General features: G+C 67.4%; 11 protein-coding genes. 6 read left to right on the top strand and 5 right to left on the bottom strand.

The window, feature by feature from the left end:
- Positions 1 to 138 precede the first annotated feature (138 nt).
- The 4 genes from TF1_RS03920 (at position 139) to TF1_RS03905 (ending at position 6,511) form a co-directional block, all read left to right on the top strand.
- Positions 139 to 1,704 carry an alpha/beta hydrolase gene (locus TF1_RS03920; protein WP_016188322.1) on the top strand — a complete coding sequence of 522 codons (1,566 nt, stop codon included), beginning with the start codon at positions 139 to 141 and terminating at the stop codon, positions 1,702 to 1,704.
- Between the two features lie 144 nt (positions 1,705 to 1,848).
- The gene (locus tag TF1_RS03915) at positions 1,849 to 2,691 is read left to right on the top strand and encodes a GNAT family N-acetyltransferase (protein WP_011291198.1); all 843 of its coding nucleotides are present in this window, start codon (positions 1,849 to 1,851) and stop codon (positions 2,689 to 2,691) included.
- Between the two features lie 410 nt (positions 2,692 to 3,101).
- Positions 3,102 to 5,138 (top strand): vWA domain-containing protein, encoded by a 2,037-nt coding sequence (locus TF1_RS03910; protein ID WP_016188325.1) that lies wholly within the window; start codon positions 3,102 to 3,104, stop codon positions 5,136 to 5,138.
- Between the two features lie 8 nt (positions 5,139 to 5,146).
- Positions 5,147 to 6,511 carry an extracellular solute-binding protein gene (locus TF1_RS03905; protein ID WP_107491357.1) on the top strand — a complete coding sequence of 455 codons (1,365 nt, stop codon included), beginning with the start codon at positions 5,147 to 5,149 and terminating at the stop codon, positions 6,509 to 6,511.
- Here TF1_RS03905 and TF1_RS03900 read toward each other — a convergent pair whose 3' ends face one another.
- Positions 6,512 to 7,486, bottom strand: coding sequence for an ATP-binding protein (locus TF1_RS03900; RefSeq protein ID WP_011291201.1), 975 nt, complete (start codon positions 7,484 to 7,486; stop codon positions 6,512 to 6,514).
- Between the two features lie 383 nt (positions 7,487 to 7,869).
- On the opposite strand from TF1_RS03900, the gene TF1_RS03895 reads away from it, so the two are divergent.
- Positions 7,870 to 8,364, top strand: a complete 495-nt coding sequence (locus tag TF1_RS03895) for an ATP-binding protein (RefSeq protein ID WP_011291202.1) — start codon at positions 7,870 to 7,872, stop codon at positions 8,362 to 8,364.
- A gap of 51 nt (positions 8,365 to 8,415) precedes the next feature.
- Here the strand turns inward: TF1_RS03895 and TF1_RS03890 are convergent, their stop codons facing one another.
- The 4 genes from TF1_RS03890 to hisS all read right to left on the bottom strand — a co-directional run bounded on the left by TF1_RS03890 (position 8,416) and on the right by hisS (position 16,335).
- Positions 8,416 to 9,276, bottom strand: a complete 861-nt coding sequence (locus TF1_RS03890) for an AMP-binding protein (RefSeq protein ID WP_011291203.1) — start codon at positions 9,274 to 9,276, stop codon at positions 8,416 to 8,418.
- Between the two features lie 492 nt (positions 9,277 to 9,768).
- A complete protein-coding gene (locus TF1_RS03885) occupies positions 9,769 to 12,168 on the bottom strand; it encodes a tetratricopeptide repeat protein (protein ID WP_061783635.1) in 2,400 nt (799 codons plus the stop codon).
- A 189-nt stretch (positions 12,169 to 12,357) separates the two neighbouring features.
- Positions 12,358 to 14,841, bottom strand: a complete 2,484-nt coding sequence (locus TF1_RS03880; protein WP_061783634.1) for an ATP-binding protein — start codon at positions 14,839 to 14,841, stop codon at positions 12,358 to 12,360.
- Positions 14,842 to 15,018: 177 nt separating this feature from the next.
- Entirely contained in the window at positions 15,019 to 16,335 is a 1,317-nt protein-coding gene (gene hisS / locus TF1_RS03875; RefSeq protein ID WP_011291206.1) for a histidine--tRNA ligase, read from the bottom strand.
- A 959-nt stretch (positions 16,336 to 17,294) separates the two neighbouring features.
- On the opposite strand from hisS, the gene TF1_RS03870 reads away from it, so the two are divergent.
- Entirely contained in the window at positions 17,295 to 17,885 is a 591-nt protein-coding gene (locus TF1_RS03870; protein WP_011291207.1) for a GTP-binding protein, read from the top strand.
- Positions 17,886 to 17,907 lie beyond the last annotated feature (22 nt).

Raw genomic sequence — 17,907 nt, 5'->3', positions numbered from 1 at the left:
TTTTTTGGTGGGACACCGGTCCTGAAACACCGGAGACCCCAGCCCTGCCCGCGGGGAGGGGAGTGTCGTTTCCTGACTCTGCGGCCCCGCCTCGGCAGAATGCCCCCGGAACTGCTGTCACTCACAGAGGCGGGATCAATGCGGTACGTGGTGGCGAAGCTGGTCGGGGCTGTGGTGGCGGGCGTGCTGGCCGCCTCCGGGACGGCTGTGCCCGCGGCAGCGGACGACATCCTGGACTGGTCTGAGTGCGCCGACCTGGAACCCCCCGACGACGAGATCCTGCTGGAGTGCGCGGAACTCAGCGTCCCCCTCGACCACGGGCGCGGCCCGTCCGCTGGCGAGACCGTGGTGCTCGCCCTCTCCCGGGTGCCGGCGAGCGGGCAGCGGCGCGGGGTGCTGGTCGTCAACCCGGGAGGCCCAGGCAGTCCCGGCCGTGCCTGGGCGGGCATTGTCGCTATGCGGCTCCCTGACGACCTGCGCGCCGCCTACGACGTCGTGGGCTTCGACCCGCGGGGGACAGGCGCGTCCCGGCCCGCTGTCGTCTGCGATCCCGCCTACTTCGCCCCGGTGCGCCCCGACACGGTTCCCGCGGACGAGCAGGCCGAGCAAGAGCTCGTGGACCGGGCCGCCGCCTATGCGCGCGCCTGCGCGGAGCATTCAGGGCCCCTCCTGCACCACATGACCACCGTGGACCACGCCACCGACCTGGACGCTCTCCGGCGGGCGCTCGGCGTGGCGCAGATCGACTACCTCGGCTACTCGTACGGCACCTACCTGGGCGCGGTCTATGCCACCCGCTACCCCGAGCGGGTGCGCCGCCTCGTGCTGGACAGCATCGTCCACCCTGGTCGGCCCTGGTATGAGGGGAACGTGGCGCAGAGCCGCTCCCTGGACGCCACTGCCCGCCACTTCTTCGCCTGGGCTGCCCGCCACCACGACACCTACGGGCTGGGAACCACGGGGGACCAGGTCGCCGACCGCTACTTTGCGCTGCGGGACGAACTGGCCCGGCAGCCGCTCGCCGGTCTCCTCGGCCCCACCGAGCTGGAGACCCTCGTCCTCTACGTCGCCTACACCAGCGCGGCCTGGCCGCCGATCGCCCAAGCCCTGTCCGCGCAGGTCGTCCACGACGACAGCACCCTGCTGCTGGACCTCCACGAGAGGTTGGGGGAAGACGCCGCCAGCGACCCCGAGTACGGGGCCTACCTGGCCACCGAGTGCACGGATGCGCCGTGGCCTGCCGACTGGGGGAGGTGGCGGGAGGACGCGGTGAAAACCCACCGCGACGCACCCTTCATCGCGTGGAACAACGTCTGGTACAACGCGCCGTGTCGATTCTGGTCCGCCCCGGCCCGTCCCTGGTTCGACGTGGACGGCACCGCGGTGGACAGCGCCCTGCTCCTGCACGCCACCGCGGACGGGCCGACCCCGGTGGACGGGGCCTATGCGATGCGGGCCCGGTTCCCGCACGGGCGGCTCGTCATCGAAGACGGGGGAGTGGACCACGGTATTTCGCTCAGCGGCAACCCGTGCATCGACGACACGCTCACCGCCTATCTGCGCGACGGTACCCTGCCCGCCGCGCAGGGCGGAGCTGACGGCGCCGACCTGACCTGCGCGGCCCGGCCCTTGCCGGAACCGTCCCCTGTACAGAAGGACAGTGAAGACGCCCGGACAGTCCTCCGATACGCCCAAGAAAGGTGATCTTGCGGTAAATCATGGTCGGCAAACCGTCAAACCGGTAAGAAAAGAGCGCAGCAGTGCGTTTCCCGTACCGGTACCGCGGCTACGATTGCCCTGAGGCGGAAGCCGATCCCGCCCTGGAAACGCGCAGGTGAGGTGATACGGATGCTACGGACCTCGCCGATCCGGGTGCTTGGGGAACGGGACTATCCCGAGGTGTGCGCGCTGCTTGACCGGGATCCGGTCGGGAACGTGTTCGTCGCCTCCCGGCTGCGCGTCGCGGGCCTGGATCCTGCGCGGCTCGGCGCGGAAGTGTGGGGGTACATCGAAGACGAAGCCATTACCGCGCTGTGCTACGCGGGTGCGAACCTGATCCCCGTCAACGCGGGTCCCGAAGCGATCCGACACTTCGCCAACCGCGCTCGCTGGCAGGGGCGGCGCTGCTCGTCGATCGTGGGGCCGATCCCGGCCGTGACCGACCTGTGGCGCAGGCTGCGGCCCTACTGGGGGCCTGCCCGGGCAATCCGGGCCCGGCAACCGGTGATGGCCACCTCCCAGGAGCCTGCGGTGCCCGCCGACCCGCTCGTGCGGCGGGTCCGGCTCGACGAGCTGGGCATCCTGCTGCCTGCCAGTATCGCCATGTTCACCGAAGAAGTCGGGCTGCCCCCGGATGTCGGGGACGGCGGCCTGCTGTATCGGGCCCGGGTGGAGGAACTGATCCGGATGGGCCGCGCATTCGCCCGGATCGAGGACGGCCGGGTGGTGTTCAAAGCGGAGATCGGCGCGGTCACCCCGCGGGCCTGCCAAATACAGGGGGTCTGGGTGCATCCGGAGCTGCGGGGCCGCGGCCACGCGGTGGCCGGGATGGCTGCCGTGGTGCGGTATGCGCTCGCGGAATTCGCCCCTGTCGTCACCCTCTACGTCAACGACTTCAACGCTCCGGCCCGCGCCGTCTACCGCAAAGTGGGTTTTGAAGAGATCGGCGAAGTCATGTCGATCCTGTTCTAGCCGGCCGCCGCCCCCTCGACCGGGGGGCTTTCTGCCACCGCGAATCTCCGTAGGCCGGGGTGGAGGCGTGCCCGCGCTCCACTGGCAGGCTGCTGCACGGAATTCGTTCCGATCTGATGAGCGGAATGATTACGACCCATGGTGACGGAATAGCGGTTCTGTATTACGCATCGGAATTCCGTGAAAACAGAGCGTGGTCGAGTGTTTTGGTGGGTCGCGACGACGTTGGAAAATGTCGCGAAAGGTGAAGAGGGTTATGTATGGCCACGTCACGGGTAAAGTCTGACCAATTGGAGCAACCACACATAGGGTGGAAAATGTGATTGACGACGCATATCCTGGAGTGCCTAAAGGAGGTGGCGTAGGCGGTCCCGGCCAGTCACCTTTGTGGCTTTGGAGTCCGCCCTGACATGACCCAGACCGACCAGCGCGGTACGACAAAAAAGTCCAAATCTTTCATATTCGTCGCCGCCACAGTTCTCTCCTCGTTCTTCATCGCCCTGTGGCAGGAGTTCTTGGGGCAGACCCTCGGCGCGCTGCTGGGAGACCTCCTCTGGGTCGGCTCGCTCCTCCTCTTCTCCGGGTCCCTCATCTTGCTCCTCGCGCACGCACAGCGGGACAGCCCGCACGAAGGACTCCGCCTCGTCGCTAAAACGCTGCCTGACTCGCCCGTCACCGGATACGTCCTCACCGTGCTGGCCGGGATCGCCGCGGCCGCTTTCCTCGCCCCCTGGATCTGGCCGATACTGCGGCCCGCGTGCCCGATCCCCACCCAGATCGTCGTCGCCACCGCGACAGACAGTGAAGCGGTGCTGCGAGCCGCCGCCGACAAATACGAGATCATGCGCCGTGACGAAAACGGCGGATGCCGACCGGCAGACGTGGTGGTCTACTCGGCGGGAACGACAGAAGTCGTCCAGAAGACTTTGCAGAACAACTGGCAGCTTCCCACCACCGCGGAACCCGGATCCGGATCAACAGGGCCTAGTTATCTCATCGACCGCTCTTTAGGAGCCAAACCCCATTACTGGATTCCTGAATCCACTGTTGAATACCTCGATTTAGTGAACCCGGTTGATAAGCGGATCATCAAGAGCGCGGAACTCGACCACAACGAAGAGGCAGGAGGGCTCGAATACCTGGGGGCCACGCGGCTGACCCCGCTGGTCTGGGCGGTTCCCACGACATTTCCCCACGACGTGGAACCGGGAATTCCCTACGACGACCCGGACGTGAACTGGGCGCGCCCCGGACTGCGGTGGACCTCGGTGGGACGGCTGCACGGCGCCCACCAGACCCGCCTGCTGGTGGAAGACGACCGGATACTCGACGTGGAAGAAGCCGAGGCCCGTTTCGTTGGGGACGAGGGGGCGGACAGCAGCGCGGCGCTTCTATGCCGCCTCGACACAGGGTCCGACACGGTCGCGCTGGTCAGTGAAGCGGCCCTGTACCGGGCCTACCACGCCAGCGACAGCGTCTCCCCTGACTGCCCGGAGGGGATCAGAACCGACCTGGTCCCCCGCTACAGTCCGGACCTTCCCTTCCTCGACCATCCGCTCATCCGGGTGAACTGGGAGACGGTAGAGCCCGACGACATCACCAAGGAACGCCGGAAGTTCGAAGACTTCCTCCTCGACCTCGCCGACGACGAGGAGGCGTACCGCAGCTCCGGCGTCTACGCCGGATACCGGTCGGTGACCGGGCAGGGTGCTGCGGCCGCCGAGCTGGCGGCCGGCCACGGCGTCTCGCGGGAAGGGGAAATCCCCCAGTGGGCGGCCCAGTTCGACGCCGTGGAATGGTTCTCCTGGGCGACCCGGGCGAAGACCGCGCACGAGAAAGCCGCCGAACCCGCGACCGTGCTGCTCGCCTTCGACCGTTCCACGTCGATGGCTTCGCTCCCGCAGCAGTTCGACGCTGCCCGCACCGCTGCGACCACGATCATCCGGGACCTGCGGGAACAGGACCGCTTCGGACTGTGGTCCTATCCGGCGGGCGACACCGGGGCAGCCGCGACCACCGCCGCCACCCTCGTGGACATGGTGCACCGCGACGAACTCCCTCAAGGGTTGATCTCCGCAGTGGAAGGGCTCACCCCCATCTACCGGCCCACCCCGCTGCGCGAAGTGATCCGCGACGGGGTGCTCGCCCTGGAAAAAGAGCAGGCCCCCCAAGCGGTCCTCGTGGTCATCACCGACGGGGTGCGCATCCAGGACGACCCCGGGCTGGGCCAGGAGGAACTGGAGCGGGTGCTCGACGAGAGCGACGTACGCGTGCGGATCATCGCGGTCGGCGGGGGAGCCCAGCAGGCCGAGGAGCAGAACGCGTGCGAGGTGGGACTCCTGCCCCAGCTCACCGAGCACCCGAATGTCGAATGCCGCGCCGCTGACGAGGGCAGGGCGGACGAGAGTGCGCGCGGCGTAGCCGAGGAAGCACGTGGCGGGAGGTAGTGCGGGAAGTGCGGAGGATAGCGGCCGCGGCGGCAGCGCTGGCCGTACTGGCGGCGGCCGCATGCGAGGTGGAGGAGGACCGGATCATCTACCTGGCGACCGGCCGGGACGTCAGCGGCAACAACCTCTACCTCAGTCTCATCCAGGAGTGGAACAGAGCCCACCAGAAGGAGGGCTACCGCGCCTACCTCGTGGAACTGCCGGGGAGCGCCGATGAGCAGTACGCGGAGATGGTCCGCGACGCCCAGAGCGGCAGCCCCGAGTACGACATCATCAACATTGACAACCAGTTCATCGCCATGTTCGCCGAGGCCGGGTGGATCAAAGAGATCGGCCCTGGCTGGGCAGAGGCCAACGGGTTCCCTGACGCGGACGGCACCGCCCTGCTGGAAGGGACGTTCCGGGAGAAGCTGATCCGGTCGGTGACCTACGAGGATGAGGCCTACGCGGTCCCCTTCACCGCGGACGTGGGCATGCTCTACTACCGCCGGGACCTGGTCGGCCAGGGGTCGCTGACCGCGGGGCGCACGTTCCACGAGATCCTCGCAGAGCTCGCGGACGCCGCGGAAGGCACCGACGTCGACCACCTCTACATCGGGCAGTTCGCCCAGTACGAGGGGTTCACGGTCAACACGATGGAGATCGTCGCCGGGGAGCAGGGGAGGCTCATCGTCCCCGGTGAGCAGCGCCTCGCCGACATCCACCGCAACGGGGCGGAACACCAGGCGCTCAACCTCATCGCAGCCAGTTTCGAGGACGGCACCTTCCACCCTGCCGCGTTGGACAGCAACGAAGAGGAGGCATACGTCCGCTTCCTCAGCGGGGAGACGGTGGCGATGCGCAACTGGCCGATCTGGTACCGCCGACTGCTCATCGCGTCCACGGAGAACGACTCCGGGCATGCCTCCGAGTACGCGGTGGAGGCCCTGCCCGGAGCGGTCCTAGGCGGGCAGAGTCTCGCGCTGGCAGCGGAAACCCCCCACGAGGAAGCCGCGCTCGACCTCATCCGCTTCCTCACCGGGGAGGAACAGCAGCAGCTTCTGTTCTACTGCGGCGGGTACGCCCCCACCCGCCAGGACATCTACGTGAACAAGCTGTCCCCGGAACAGGCCGCGCAGTTGTGCGCCTCCTACGAGATCACAGGGGAGGACGCCTGGCACAACCAGGCCAACCAGCTCTTGGACACGATCCGACTGGCGATCGACGACGCCCAGCTCCGGCCGGTCACCCCCTACTATTCGCAGTTCAGCGAGGAGGTCTTCTCCGGTCTGCACCCGATGTTCGCGGACGCGCTCCACGGCGCGGTCCCGCTCGATGCCAAGCGGTTGGCGCAGGTGTATACGGCGGCGGACAGGGCGCTTGACGGGAGCTGATCAGCACCACTGCCGGGACGCGGCCAGCGCCTCAGGCCCCATGGTGAACTCGGGGTCCACCTGGGCGGCCAGGTCGACCCCGGTTGCGGCGTTGGCCCATTTCTCAGCGTTGCGCAGGTGGAACTCGACGGTCTGGCGGGTGAACTTCTCCCAGTCCTGTTCGGCCGCGTCCACGAGGTCGCGCATGCGGGCGAGCGCTTTGAGGTTGTCCTCTTCCAGTTCGGCGAGGTCGAGGAACCGTCCTTTCTCCATGGCGCGCACGAAGCCGGAGTGGGTGAGGCAGACGGTGAGGGCGTCGCCGACGTGGTCGCGGAGGAACTCCACGTCGTCCGGTCCGTGCACTTTGTTGCCGATGACGTGCACGGTCACGTCGTAGTCGCGGGCGTAGTCGACGTACTGGCGGTAGACGCCGACTCCGCGCACCGTGGGCTCAGCGACGAGGAAGGTGACGTCGAAGCGGGTGAACAGGCCTGAGGCGAAGGAGTCCGCTCCGGCGGTCATGTCCACGACGACGTACTCGCCGGGGCCGTCCACCAGGTGGTTGAGGTACATCTCGACCGCGCCCACTTTGGAGTGGTAGCAGGAGACGCCCAGGTCGTCTTCGCTGAACGGTCCGGTGAGCATGAGGAGCACTCCGCCGATGTCGCGGCCGAAGCGCTGGTGCACCGGGTTGTCTGCGGAGAGGTCGAGGAGCCGGGAACCCCGCCCGGGCGGGGTGGTTTTCACCATCTGCTCCGCGGAGGCGATCCGCGGGTTGCGGCCGCGGAGGATCTCTTTGAGGTCGGTGAGGTGGCTGCCGAGCGGGGGGATCGTGCTGAGCTCGGCGGGTGAGGCGCCCAGCGCGGTGCCGAGGTGTTGGTTGATGTCGGCGTCGATCGCGACCACGGGGACGCCGCAGTGCGCGAGATAGCGGGAGAAGAGGGCGGACAGGGTGGTTTTCCCGCTGCCGCCTTTGCCGACGAATGCGATCTTCATGCGGACTCCCTCTGCTGGTCTTGAGATGGTGGCGTACCGGCCATCGGTGGTCACCGTGCGTGTCCACCATGCTATTGGAAACGATTATCGTTTTCTTTCCAGAGTAGAGAAAGGATTGAATAACGATTCAGTCGCTTATTGAATAAGGGGTGGTATCGAATCTGTGGAGGGGGTCGCTGTTGCCGGAACGTTGCCGCGCGAAAGGGATATCCATGCCCCTGACGTGGAATTCTTTGTGCTACCTCTGCGGGACACGTGACCGTGTTTTGCGGGGCTGCTGTATCCGGAAAACCGTTGGTGTGCTGTCCTGTTATTGAGTTCCGCCATGACGGCTTCGCGGGCGTGCGATCCTGGCGGTCCCACCGAAGAGCGATGGGAGTGACATGGGGACGACCGATTCACAGGAGGTGCGCACCTTCGCTTCCGCTGATACCTCCAGTGCGCCCGTGGTCGACCCCGTGGAGTACACCGGTTCGACCACTGACCACACGGTGTGGAGCTGCGTCGGCAACCTCACCGCGGTCCGCTCCATCCGATCCCGGGTCCGCGAGTTCCTCGGCCGCACCGGATGCGCTGAGCACGTCCGGGACGACGCCGAGCTCGCGGTCAGTGAACTGGCTACGAACGCCCTGCTGCACTCCCGGTCAGGTCAGATCGGCGGAGTGATGACCCTGTTCATCAGGGTCGATTCCCGGACCGTGCGCGTGGCAGTCGCCGACCAGGGCCGCAAAGACCCCCACGTGAGCGACGTGATCAGTCGGGAAGACCAGAACGAGTACGGGCGGGGCAAGCTCATCGTCGAGAACTGCTCCTCCCGCAGCGGCGAGTACTGGACTGAGGCCACCCATGTCGCCTGGTTCGAGATCGACCTGCGATGAGTGCGGGGACACGGCCGGGGCCGCGGCCAGCCCAACGCGGCCCCGGCCGTGTCATGCGGGGCGGAGGCTCATGCGAGACGGCAGCGGGACTCCCCGGACCACGGCCTGGTGAGCGCGGAGAGCCGTAGCTGCGACCGTCGCGTTCTCATCCGCCAAGGAAAGCACCGAGGCGCCGTTCCACAGCGCGACCGCAGCCAGGATGTACCGGTCGCACTCGGTCATCCCGTTCTCCAGCACCACGGTATCCCCCCGAGAAAGACGCAACCCGGTATTCAGACGCAGGAAGTGGGCGATCAGCTCCCAAGGGGAGTGGCAGACCGTGCGAGGAGAAGCGTCCGGAAGCACCGTGTAGTCCATGAGACCGCTGCCGTGCGGACCGGGCACGGTCCCAGAGCTGCTGTGCCGCGGACCCGGGCGGAGCAGGTCAGCGAAGGGTGTCGTCTCCGGGGCGCCGCCGAACGAGACCACCTGGCGCACCCGGGAGCAGTCCGCCAGCCTGACCGCCAGGGGAGCGAGTTCCCCCGTGGCCAGGATCATCCGGGCATCCGTGTCGACCAGCACCTTGATGAGAATGTCAACGTCTGAGGACGGCTGCAAGGGGAGGGCCACGCACCCCACCGCCAGGGCAGTGCAGACGGAGACGAGCCGGGCGGTGGACACCGGGGCGAGTACGGCAACCACATCTTCCGGGTGGAGCCCGCGACTGCGCAACCCCGCGGCAGCGCGGTAGACCACGCCGGCGAACTCGGCGCCGCTCATCCGCATCCCCTTGTGGTCGGCGACCATGCCGGAGTCCACGCAGTAGCGCAACCGGTCCAGCAGGCCGTGGATGAGCGACCCGTTCTGGAGTCCTCCGCGCGACGGGTGCACGGAGGACTCGCTGCCGGTGCAGGGCCGTCGCTCGACCCTCATGTGCCTCCCCCGGTTTCCCAGTGCTCCTCCCCGGTGGACGCGCCCCGGGTTCGCCACGCCCCCTCCACGTGGCGAACCCGGGGAGTCCCGCGGTCAATGCCGCGGGTCGCTTCCCCTCACAGCAACCCGCGGCGGTCGACGCCCTCAGTAGAGCCACGGCCGTCCTCCCACCGCGTGCCGTGGTCTCCGTAGCGTGCCCAAGGGCGTGATGAGGTGACCGGGGACACCGTGACGGGTGCGCCCCAACGGCGTGCGGGCCGACCGCGGTACTCTGCGCGTCACAACCGCACGGAAGAAAGACTACCCCCACAGAAATCGTCTGCACATGCATTTTCCCGTGCATATGCATATGTAGATTCCGGGTTTGGGGGTATGTAGACAGCTTTTCCGCAGTTCAAAGAAGGGGCCACCGGTGAAGGCATAACGTACCCGCTGCAGCCGTGCCGCAAAAGAACGCACTCCCTCCGCAGGCCACTCTTCACAAAACGGACATCAACGGTTGATCCACGCAGCGATCTGGTTTCGGGAGTTGAACCCCAGTTTCGTGTTGATATTGGCCACGTGCCGGGCCACTGTTGCCGGACTGATGAACAGCCGTTCCGCAATCGACCGGTTGCTCATCCCCTGGCCAATCAGCTCGGCCACCTCGCGCTCCCGCGGGGTGAGCACCGCCTCGTCCGCGTCGAGCAGCGGAGCAGCATCCGACGCCGCCCCCGCTTCCGCCACCTGCACAGCGGCACAGACCGCCTCGTCAGAGTCCATGCGGCGGCCCTCCTCCCACCGCAGCGTGAACGTCCCGCCCTGCAGCGGCCACTTCTTCCGCGGGGCGGGATGCCCAGAACGCTCCCGGAGCGCATCCGCCGCCCCCGCCAACCGGGTGGCCTCGTCCGCACGCCCCTCGGCCAGCGCCACCTTGGCGATCGCAAGCAGTCCGCGGGCCGTCCCCAGCCGCTGCCCGGTGTTGTGGCAGAGCGTCAGACTCTCCTGCAGGCAGCGGTAGGCTTCCGCGACCTTGCCCTGACTGGCCAAGACCCGGCCCACCCCGGCCAGGCAGCGGGCCAGCTCCGGGGGACCGCCGATCATCCGCTGAATGTCCAAAGCCTCCCGGAAGCACCGCTCTGCCCCGCGGAGATCCCCGCTCGCTTCCGCGACCCGGCCCCGGCCGATGAGCGTGATCCCCACCCCCCACCAGTGGTCGATCGTGCGCAGCAGGGTCAGCGCCTCCTCGTAGCGGTCCCGGGCCTCCTCCCACCGGCCCTGCCGGGCCGCCAACGCCCCCTGGGTGCTGCGGGCAATCCCCTCGTTCCACGGGTCGTCGGTGGCGCGCGTCAACGTGACCGACTCGGCAAGCCGCTGCTCAGCCCGGTCAAACCGTCCCGCGCGGATATCGCTCATCGCCAGAATGTTCAACCCCAGCGCCACCGACCCGTGGTCCCCCGCCTGCTGGCAGAGCCGGAGCCCTTCCTCGCCGATCGTGACCGCGTGAGACGGGTCAGCGCGGTCCCACGCCAGTTCAGCCCGGCGCACCATCGCCTGCCCGCGCAGCGTCTCATCGGCGCAGTCCATGGCCAAGAAACGGTCGGTCCAATAGGCCCCCTCCGCGAGCAGACCGTTGACCATCCAATACGGGCGCAGCGCCACACACAGCCGCAGCCCTTCAACAACGTCCCCGCGCTCCGCCGACCAGGTGAGCGCGGTCCGCACATTGTCGCGCTCCGCGCACACCCGCTGGAACGCGGAGAACCGCTGCTCCCACGAGACGCCGTACCCGGCGACGGCATAGTGCGCCAGCTCTTCAGCGAGCGCCAGGACCTGCTCCCGGTGGCGCAGCCGCAGCCGCGTCTCCTCCCCGCTCTCCGCCAGCCGGGCTAACGCGTACTGCCGGATCGTGTCCAGCATCCGGTACCGCATCCGGCCCTGGACTTCCCCGACCACGGTGACTAAGGAACGGTCCACCAGCGAGACCATCAAGTCCAACAGGCAGTGCGCGGGCAGGCTCTCATCCGCGCAGACCCGTTCAGCCAAGTCCAGATCCCAGTCGGAGAACACGGACAGCCGGCGCAACAGCCGCCGCTCCGGCTCGTCCAGCATGTCGTAGCTCCAGTCGAGGACTGCACGCAGCGTCCGCTGGCGCACCGGAGCATTCCGGTCGCCGTACGTCAGCATGGTGAACCGGTCGCGGAGCCGTTCGGCGATCTGCGCGACCGACAGCAGCCGCACCCGGGCGGCAGCCAGTTCGATCCCCAAGGGGATGCCGTCGAGGCGGCGGCAGATCGTCGCGATCGCCTCCAACCGCTCGGGTGTCACGGTGAAATCGTGGGCATGCGCGCGGGCCCGGTCCACGAACAACTGGACGGATTCCGCTTCGAGCGGGTCCCCGTGGCCGGGGTCAGGCACGGTCAACGGCGGGACCCGCCACAGCGCCTCCCCTTCGATATGCAGCGGTTCCCGGCTGGTCACCAGGAAAGAGACGTTCGGGCAGCGGGGCAGCAGCTGCTCGATCACGGAAGCGACGTGCTGGACCGCGTGCTCGCAGTTGTCCAACACCAGCAGCAGGCGGCGGGAACGCAGCAGGTCGACGAGGACCTGGTCGGGAGCGCACTCGTGGTCGCTCCGCACCCCGAGGACGCACGCAATCCGCGCCGCCACCGCCTCGCGGGTCGTGGTCTCGGACATTTCGCACAGCCACACGCCGTCGGAGAACCGGTCCACTGCCTGCGCCGCGGCCCGCAGAGCCAGCCGAGTCTTTCCGATCCCTCCCATCCCGCACAGGGTGACGACCCGGTGGACCCCCAGCAGACGGAGGATGGCATCGAGGTCGCGGGCACGGCCGACGAAACTGTCGAGTTCCAGGGGAAGGTTCTGCTGCACCTGCGTCGTATTCGTTGCCATGGACTCCGGTGAGATCAGGCGGTGGGGAAACGCGACATTATGCTCAGTCGAGGACGGGTGGGGGGAATGACAGACTGAAACGGAAGAAACGAACGTCACATTCTGTCTTAGTGGTTATTGACTCCCAGTGCAACCAAAACAGATATTTTCACTGTTCGGAATGGTTGTTTTGACAATACGGGTGGAAGATCACGACCGGCACGGGGAAGTGTCCGCCGATTGCGGGTGTCCGTCTGTCTGAGTTTTCCGGAGTGCGGCAAGCCGAGCGGGCAATTCAGCGCGTTTGGAGATGTTCAGTTTGGCGAAGATGTTGGCGATATGCCGCGCCACGGTTGCCTGGCTGATCACCAGCCGGGCTGCGATCTCCCGGTTGGACAGTCCCGAACCCGCGAGTCGGGCGATCTGACGCTCCCGCGGGGTGAGTGTGCGCACATCTCCGAAATGGGGGGCGGCGAGCGCGGCATCCAGCGCTTCTTCGAGGGGCAGGGTGCGGGCCCGGGTCCAGGCTGCGGCTGCGGACGCGTCCCCCCACTGTCGGGCAACGTGCTCGCGCAACCGCTGACTGCCTGGGGAAGGGGCGTGGGCCCACTGGCGCAGCATTTCCGCCTGCGCGCCGAGGAGCACAACCCGGTCGGTCATGTTCTTTGAGGCCGCGAACCAGGCCAGGTCCTCCATTGCGCGGGCCAGAGTCAGCCGCCGCCCCGACAGCCTGCTGCGGCGGACAGCCCCGCTCAAGTGCTCCCAGGCGGTCTGCGACTGCCCGCGCTGCGCGGCGAGACGGCCCAGCGCTGAGAGGCACCGCGCAGCACCCAGCGCCGATCCCAGCTCGGAGAACAGGGTGAGGGCACGGTGCAGGTGCTCTTCAGCCTGCTGAGAGGCGCCTTCCCGGAGCGCCTGGGCGCTCAGCGACTCGTGGCAGTAGGCCAGGGCCCAGCCGCAGCCGGTCTGCTCGCTCAACGCCAAGGTCCGCGACAGCCACTGCTGGGCGTCGTCGACATCGCCTGCCGCCTCAGCCAGGCGGCTCCGCACCCCCATGACGTGGACTTCGAGGAGCCGGTCGCCGAGGCGTCGCGCCAACTCCAGGGATTCCGTGGCGTGGGCGATGCCCGTCGAGAACTCTTCCTGGCGGAGCGCGAGGACCGCCAGGGCAGCCAGGGCGTGGGCGCGGGCAGTGTCGTCGCCGAGCGACTCCGCCAAGCGGAGCCCGGTGGTGAGCCGTTCGTGGACGATCTGGTCGCCGTCGAGGTCCAAGGTCAGTTCGCCGTACAGGACCAGGGCGCGGGTCCGGAGCGGCGTGGGCAGCTGGTCGGGGGCCGCGGCCAGCAGGGCGGACAGGAAGGCGGCGCCTTCCGCGCACCGGTCGAATGCGAGCCAGTAGGACCGCAGGAGGACGCAGACCTGCAGTCCGGGCTCTACGAGGTCGCCAGTGGCGGCCCGGTGCAGGAAGGAGCGCATGTTGTCCAGGTTGCGCTCCACCCGGTTCAGGAGTTTCAGCCGCTCCTGCCAGGGCAGGTCTTCGCCCATCGCGGACGCGAACTCCCCGGCCCAGTACACCCCCTGTTCGAGGGCGCGCCGCAGATAGTGCTCGGTTTCCCCCGCGGCCTGCAGTTTCTCGGCGGCGTAGACGCGGACGCTGTCGAGGATGCGGTAGTAGGCGATGCCCTCTACCTCGTCTTCCAGCACGATCAGCGACTTGTCCAGCAGCGAGGCGTGCAGTTGCAGCAGGTTGTCCCCGAAGTCGGCGGTAAAGAGGGCCTCCGCCATGTCGAGCGACCAGTTCGTGAAGATCGACAGGCGGCGGAGCAGGGCTTTCTCCGCGTCGGTGAGCAGGGCGTGGCTCCACTCCACCACGGCCCGCATGGTGCGCTGCCGTTCCGGGAGCTGCTGGTCCGTGCTGTTGAGCAGGGTGAAACGGTCGTCGAGGCGTTGCAGGATCTGTTCGACTGACAGCACCTGGACGCGGGCCGCGGCCAGTTCGATAGCGAGGGGCACCCCGTCGAGGATGCGGCAGATCTGCACGACTGTGTCGACGGTTTCGGGGGTGATGGTGAACCCCGGGCGTGCCTGGTGGGCACGCGCGGCGAACAAGCGGACCGCTGGGGAGCGCATCGCTTCGTGGACGCTCAACCGTCCCGGGGAAGGGGGGGACCAAGGGACGCTGACCGGTGCTTTTGGGGGAGCGGGGGGAAGGTCGAGCGGAGGAACCCGCCAGACGTTCTCCCCGGGGATGCGCAGCGGCTCCCGGCTGGTGGCGAGCAGCCGCAGCCGGGGGCAGGTGCGCAGGAGGCTGCGGCAGAGGTCAGCCAGCGGGGCCACGATGCGGTCGCAGGTGTCCAAGACCAGCAGCAGTTCACAGGAGCGGAGGGCCAGCAGCACGGCTTCGTGGAGTGACTGGCCGCGAGCGGTCTCGATGCCCAGAGCCTGGGCGATCGAGTACAGCACGTGGTCGCCGGCGGTGGCCGCACTCAGGTCGACGAAGAGCATTCCGTCGGCGAACCGGCTGCGCTCCTGTTCGGCGACGCGTAGCGCCAGGCGGGTCTTGCCGATACCGCCGGAGCCGGTGAGCGTCACCATGCGCACGGTGTGCAGCAGGCTGATCAGATCGGCGACGTCGCGTTCTCGGCCGATGAACGGGGTGCGGGGAGCGGGCAGGTGCTGTCGTGGCGCTGGCATGGTCTTGTCTCTGCAACCGTGGTGTCGCCCCCTTCCGTCTCCTTCCCCCGACGGATATGTGAGAGATCCGGCGATCCGGGAGAAAACGAGAGGTCGCGGCCTGAGACGCGGCCACCCGCACGGCGTGGGATTGCACCGAGGCCTGCCTTGGCCGGGGCAATCCCACGCCTCGGAGGCTCATCCGTTCCAGGAAGCGGGATCGGCTTCCACCTGCTCCCCAGTGGCCAGGTTCTTGACCTCATGGGGCCGACCGTCGTCGAAGGGCGGGAACCACACGAAGGGAATGTCCTTCTTCACGGCGTATTGGATCTGCTTACCGATTTTGGCTGCCTGGTGGTAGACCTCGGTGTTGAAGCCGCGTTCGCGCAGCTGCGCCGCGACGGCCAAGGCGGCGCTGCGCCGCTCGTCGCTGGGGAGGACGACGAGCACATCGGTGGGGCAGAAGCGGCCGCCGGTGATGCGGCCTTCGGACACGAGTTTGGCGAAGATCCGGGTCAGCCCGATGGAGATCCCCACGCCAGGCAGGGAGCGGCGGATGAACTGTCCGGCAAGGTTCTCGTAGCGGCCTCCCGCGCAGATGCTTCCGTAGCCGGGATCGTCGTTGAACGTCGCCTCGTAGACGGTTCCCGTGTAGTAGTCCAGGCCGCGCGCGATGGACAGGTCCGCGACGACGCTTCCGGAGGGCAGGTCCGACAGTTCGTCCAACACCTCGCCCAGTTCGTCCAGACCGGCGGTGAGCGTGGGGTGGGAGACACCCAGTTTGGCGACCGCGTCGACCACCGTGGTGTCGGAGCCGCGGATTTCCGCCAGCTCCAGGCAGGCCGCTGCCTGGTCGGAGCTGAGGCCGGCCTGGTCGATGAGGATCTCGCGGACCGCGTCAGCGCCGATCTTGTGCAGCTTGTCCACCGCGCGGATCACCGCGAGCGGGTCGGTGATGCCGAGGCCCTCGTAGAAGCCCTGGAGCACCTTGCGGTTGTTGATGTTGAGGGTCCACGCAGGGATGTCCAGGCCGGTGAGGACTTCGTGCACGATGCGCGGCAGTTCGGCGTCGAAGTGCAGCGGGATGCGGTCGACGTTGATGACGTCGATGTCGCACTGGGTGAACTCGCGGAACCGGCCTTCCTGGGGGCGCTCACCGCGCCAGACCCGCTGGATCTGGTAGCGCTTGAACGGGAAGACCAGGTCGTTGAAGTGCTGGGCCACATACCGGGCGAACGGCACGGTCAAGTCGAAGTGCAGGCCGAGCCGTGCGTCACTGCTGTCGTCGGCGTCCGCTTGGAGCCGCTGCAGCGTGTAGATCTCCTGGGAGGTCTCGCCCTTGGACAGCAGGACGTCGAGCACCTCCACCGACGGGGTCTCCACCGAGGAGAACCCGTACCGTTCGAAACCGCGGCGGATATGGTCCAGCCAGCGCAGCTCCACGGACCGGATGCGGGGCGTCCACTCGGGGAATCCGCTGATGGGCGTGGGTCGGATGATGCGCTGTTCGGACATGGGTGCGGTTGGCTCCTTAGCCAGGGACCGTTCGGGTACGGCCTAATCGTAGGCCCTGAAGCGGGGAAGGGCTCACACCTGGGCTCTCGCCGGCCCGGCCGGGCGGGCACGCTGCTGCTGTCCGGCCGGTTGCACGGGCAGCGGGGAGGTGGCCCGGTGCAGCGGTGGCCGCGGACCGGGAGCTGCCGGGTGCGAGCAGGAAAGAAGGAAGAAATACGGGGTGCGGACTGAATTCAGTGATGGATAAGGAGAATTCGGAAAAATCCCCCGCAGGATCGAGAGTTTTGGCATTTTCTTGACCTCGGGTGGTAGAAAGCCTAAGCTTGGTTTTGGAGATGACGAGAGGCGGTGACTGTCCCCCCTCGTGAGGTTTCTCTCCAAAACCCACGGTGTTACCGCCCTTGTCTTCCTGCCCCCGGAGCAGCCGTTCCGGGGGTTTCTTTGTGGCCAGTCCCCGACAGAAAAACGGCAGCGTTTTCTCTGGAGAAAACGCTTCGCATAAATTCTTGAGGAGGTGCCTGGAACGGTGGTGGCGGATCTGTTGCTGCCGATCCAGTCCGCCGTGGAGAAAGGACGAAAACCGCGACGGTTGCGCACTGCGCCGTGCCGAAACAAAGGACTTTCTTCCCTTGCAAACTGGACGGATGTGGGCTAGAAGCTGACCGGTGGCGGCCCGGCGCTGCCCCGGACGCGGAGAATACGCATCCGGGCCCTTCCAGGGAACAGCTCACTTGTCCGGCTGAGACCCCTATACCCCGCGATAGGCGGGCACCGCGGCACGCTACACGGAGCGCCCGCTCCGCCTTCGCCTGCAGAATCGGTGGAGAACGCCGCGGCTACCCCGAGACGGTGCTAGGTTCACCTGTGATGATCATGTCCGTCGGCCGCTCCCACCCCCAGCGGACCTTCCGGAGCGGGGCCGCGCACGCGCTCCCTCAGTGTCTCGAGGTAACGAACCCGTGAACGATTCCCCGAAACTCACCACGAAGATCATCGTCGCCGGGGGCTTCGGCGTCGGAAAGACCACGTTCATCGGCTCGATTTCCGAAATCCCTCCCGTGCGCACCGAGGCGGCGATCACGAATGCCAGTGCCGGGGTGGACGACCTGTCCATGACCCCGGAGAAGCGGAGCACCACGGTGGCCATGGACTTCGGCCGGATCTCCCTCCCCACCGACCTGGTGCTCTACCTGTTCGGCACCCCCGGCCAGCAGCGGTTCTGGTTCATGTGGGATGACCTGGTGCGAGGCGCCCTGGGTGCGGTCATCCTCGTGGACACCCGGCGGCTGGAGGACTGCTTTCCTGCCATCGAGTACTTCGAACAGCAGCACCCCATACCGTTCATCATCGCGGTGAACTCCTTTGAAACCGAGGAGGAGTACTACCACTACCCGGAGGACGAGCTGCGCGAGGCGCTCGCGCTCCCGCCCGACGTGCCGATCGTGACGACGGACGCCCGCAAGCGGGAAGCGGTGCGGGAGACACTGATCAGCCTGGTCAAGCACGCGATGGTGGTGGAGGAGCGGCGGAGCCGCCAGCTCGTCCACTAACCCCCATGGTCGGTACCGCAAG

The sequence above is a fragment of the Thermobifida fusca NBRC 14071 = JCM 3263 genome (assembly GCF_001592045.1).
GTDB lineage: Bacteria > Actinomycetota > Actinomycetes > Streptosporangiales > Streptosporangiaceae > Thermobifida > Thermobifida fusca.
This window is presented reverse-complemented; position numbering and strand designations above follow the sequence as displayed.

Excerpts from the sequence above, each read along its gene's own strand:
- TF1_RS03920 (WP_016188322.1), top strand. The coding sequence starts at position 139 with ATGCGGTACGTGGTGGCGAAGCTGGTCGGGGCTGTGGTGGCGGGCGTG.
- TF1_RS03915 (WP_011291198.1), top strand. The coding sequence starts at position 1,849 with ATGCTACGGACCTCGCCGATCCGGGTGCTTGGGGAACGGGACTATCCC.
- TF1_RS03910 (WP_016188325.1), top strand. The coding sequence starts at position 3,102 with ATGACCCAGACCGACCAGCGCGGTACGACAAAAAAGTCCAAATCTTTC.
- TF1_RS03900 (WP_011291201.1), bottom strand. The coding sequence starts at position 7,486 with ATGAAGATCGCATTCGTCGGCAAAGGCGGCAGCGGGAAAACCACCCTG.
- TF1_RS03895 (WP_011291202.1), top strand. The coding sequence starts at position 7,870 with ATGGGGACGACCGATTCACAGGAGGTGCGCACCTTCGCTTCCGCTGAT.
- TF1_RS03890 (WP_011291203.1), bottom strand. The coding sequence starts at position 9,276 with ATGAGGGTCGAGCGACGGCCCTGCACCGGCAGCGAGTCCTCCGTGCAC.
- TF1_RS03885 (WP_061783635.1), bottom strand. The coding sequence starts at position 12,168 with ATGGCAACGAATACGACGCAGGTGCAGCAGAACCTTCCCCTGGAACTC.
- TF1_RS03880 (WP_061783634.1), bottom strand. The coding sequence starts at position 14,841 with ATGCCAGCGCCACGACAGCACCTGCCCGCTCCCCGCACCCCGTTCATC.
- hisS (WP_011291206.1), bottom strand. The coding sequence starts at position 16,335 with ATGTCCGAACAGCGCATCATCCGACCCACGCCCATCAGCGGATTCCCC.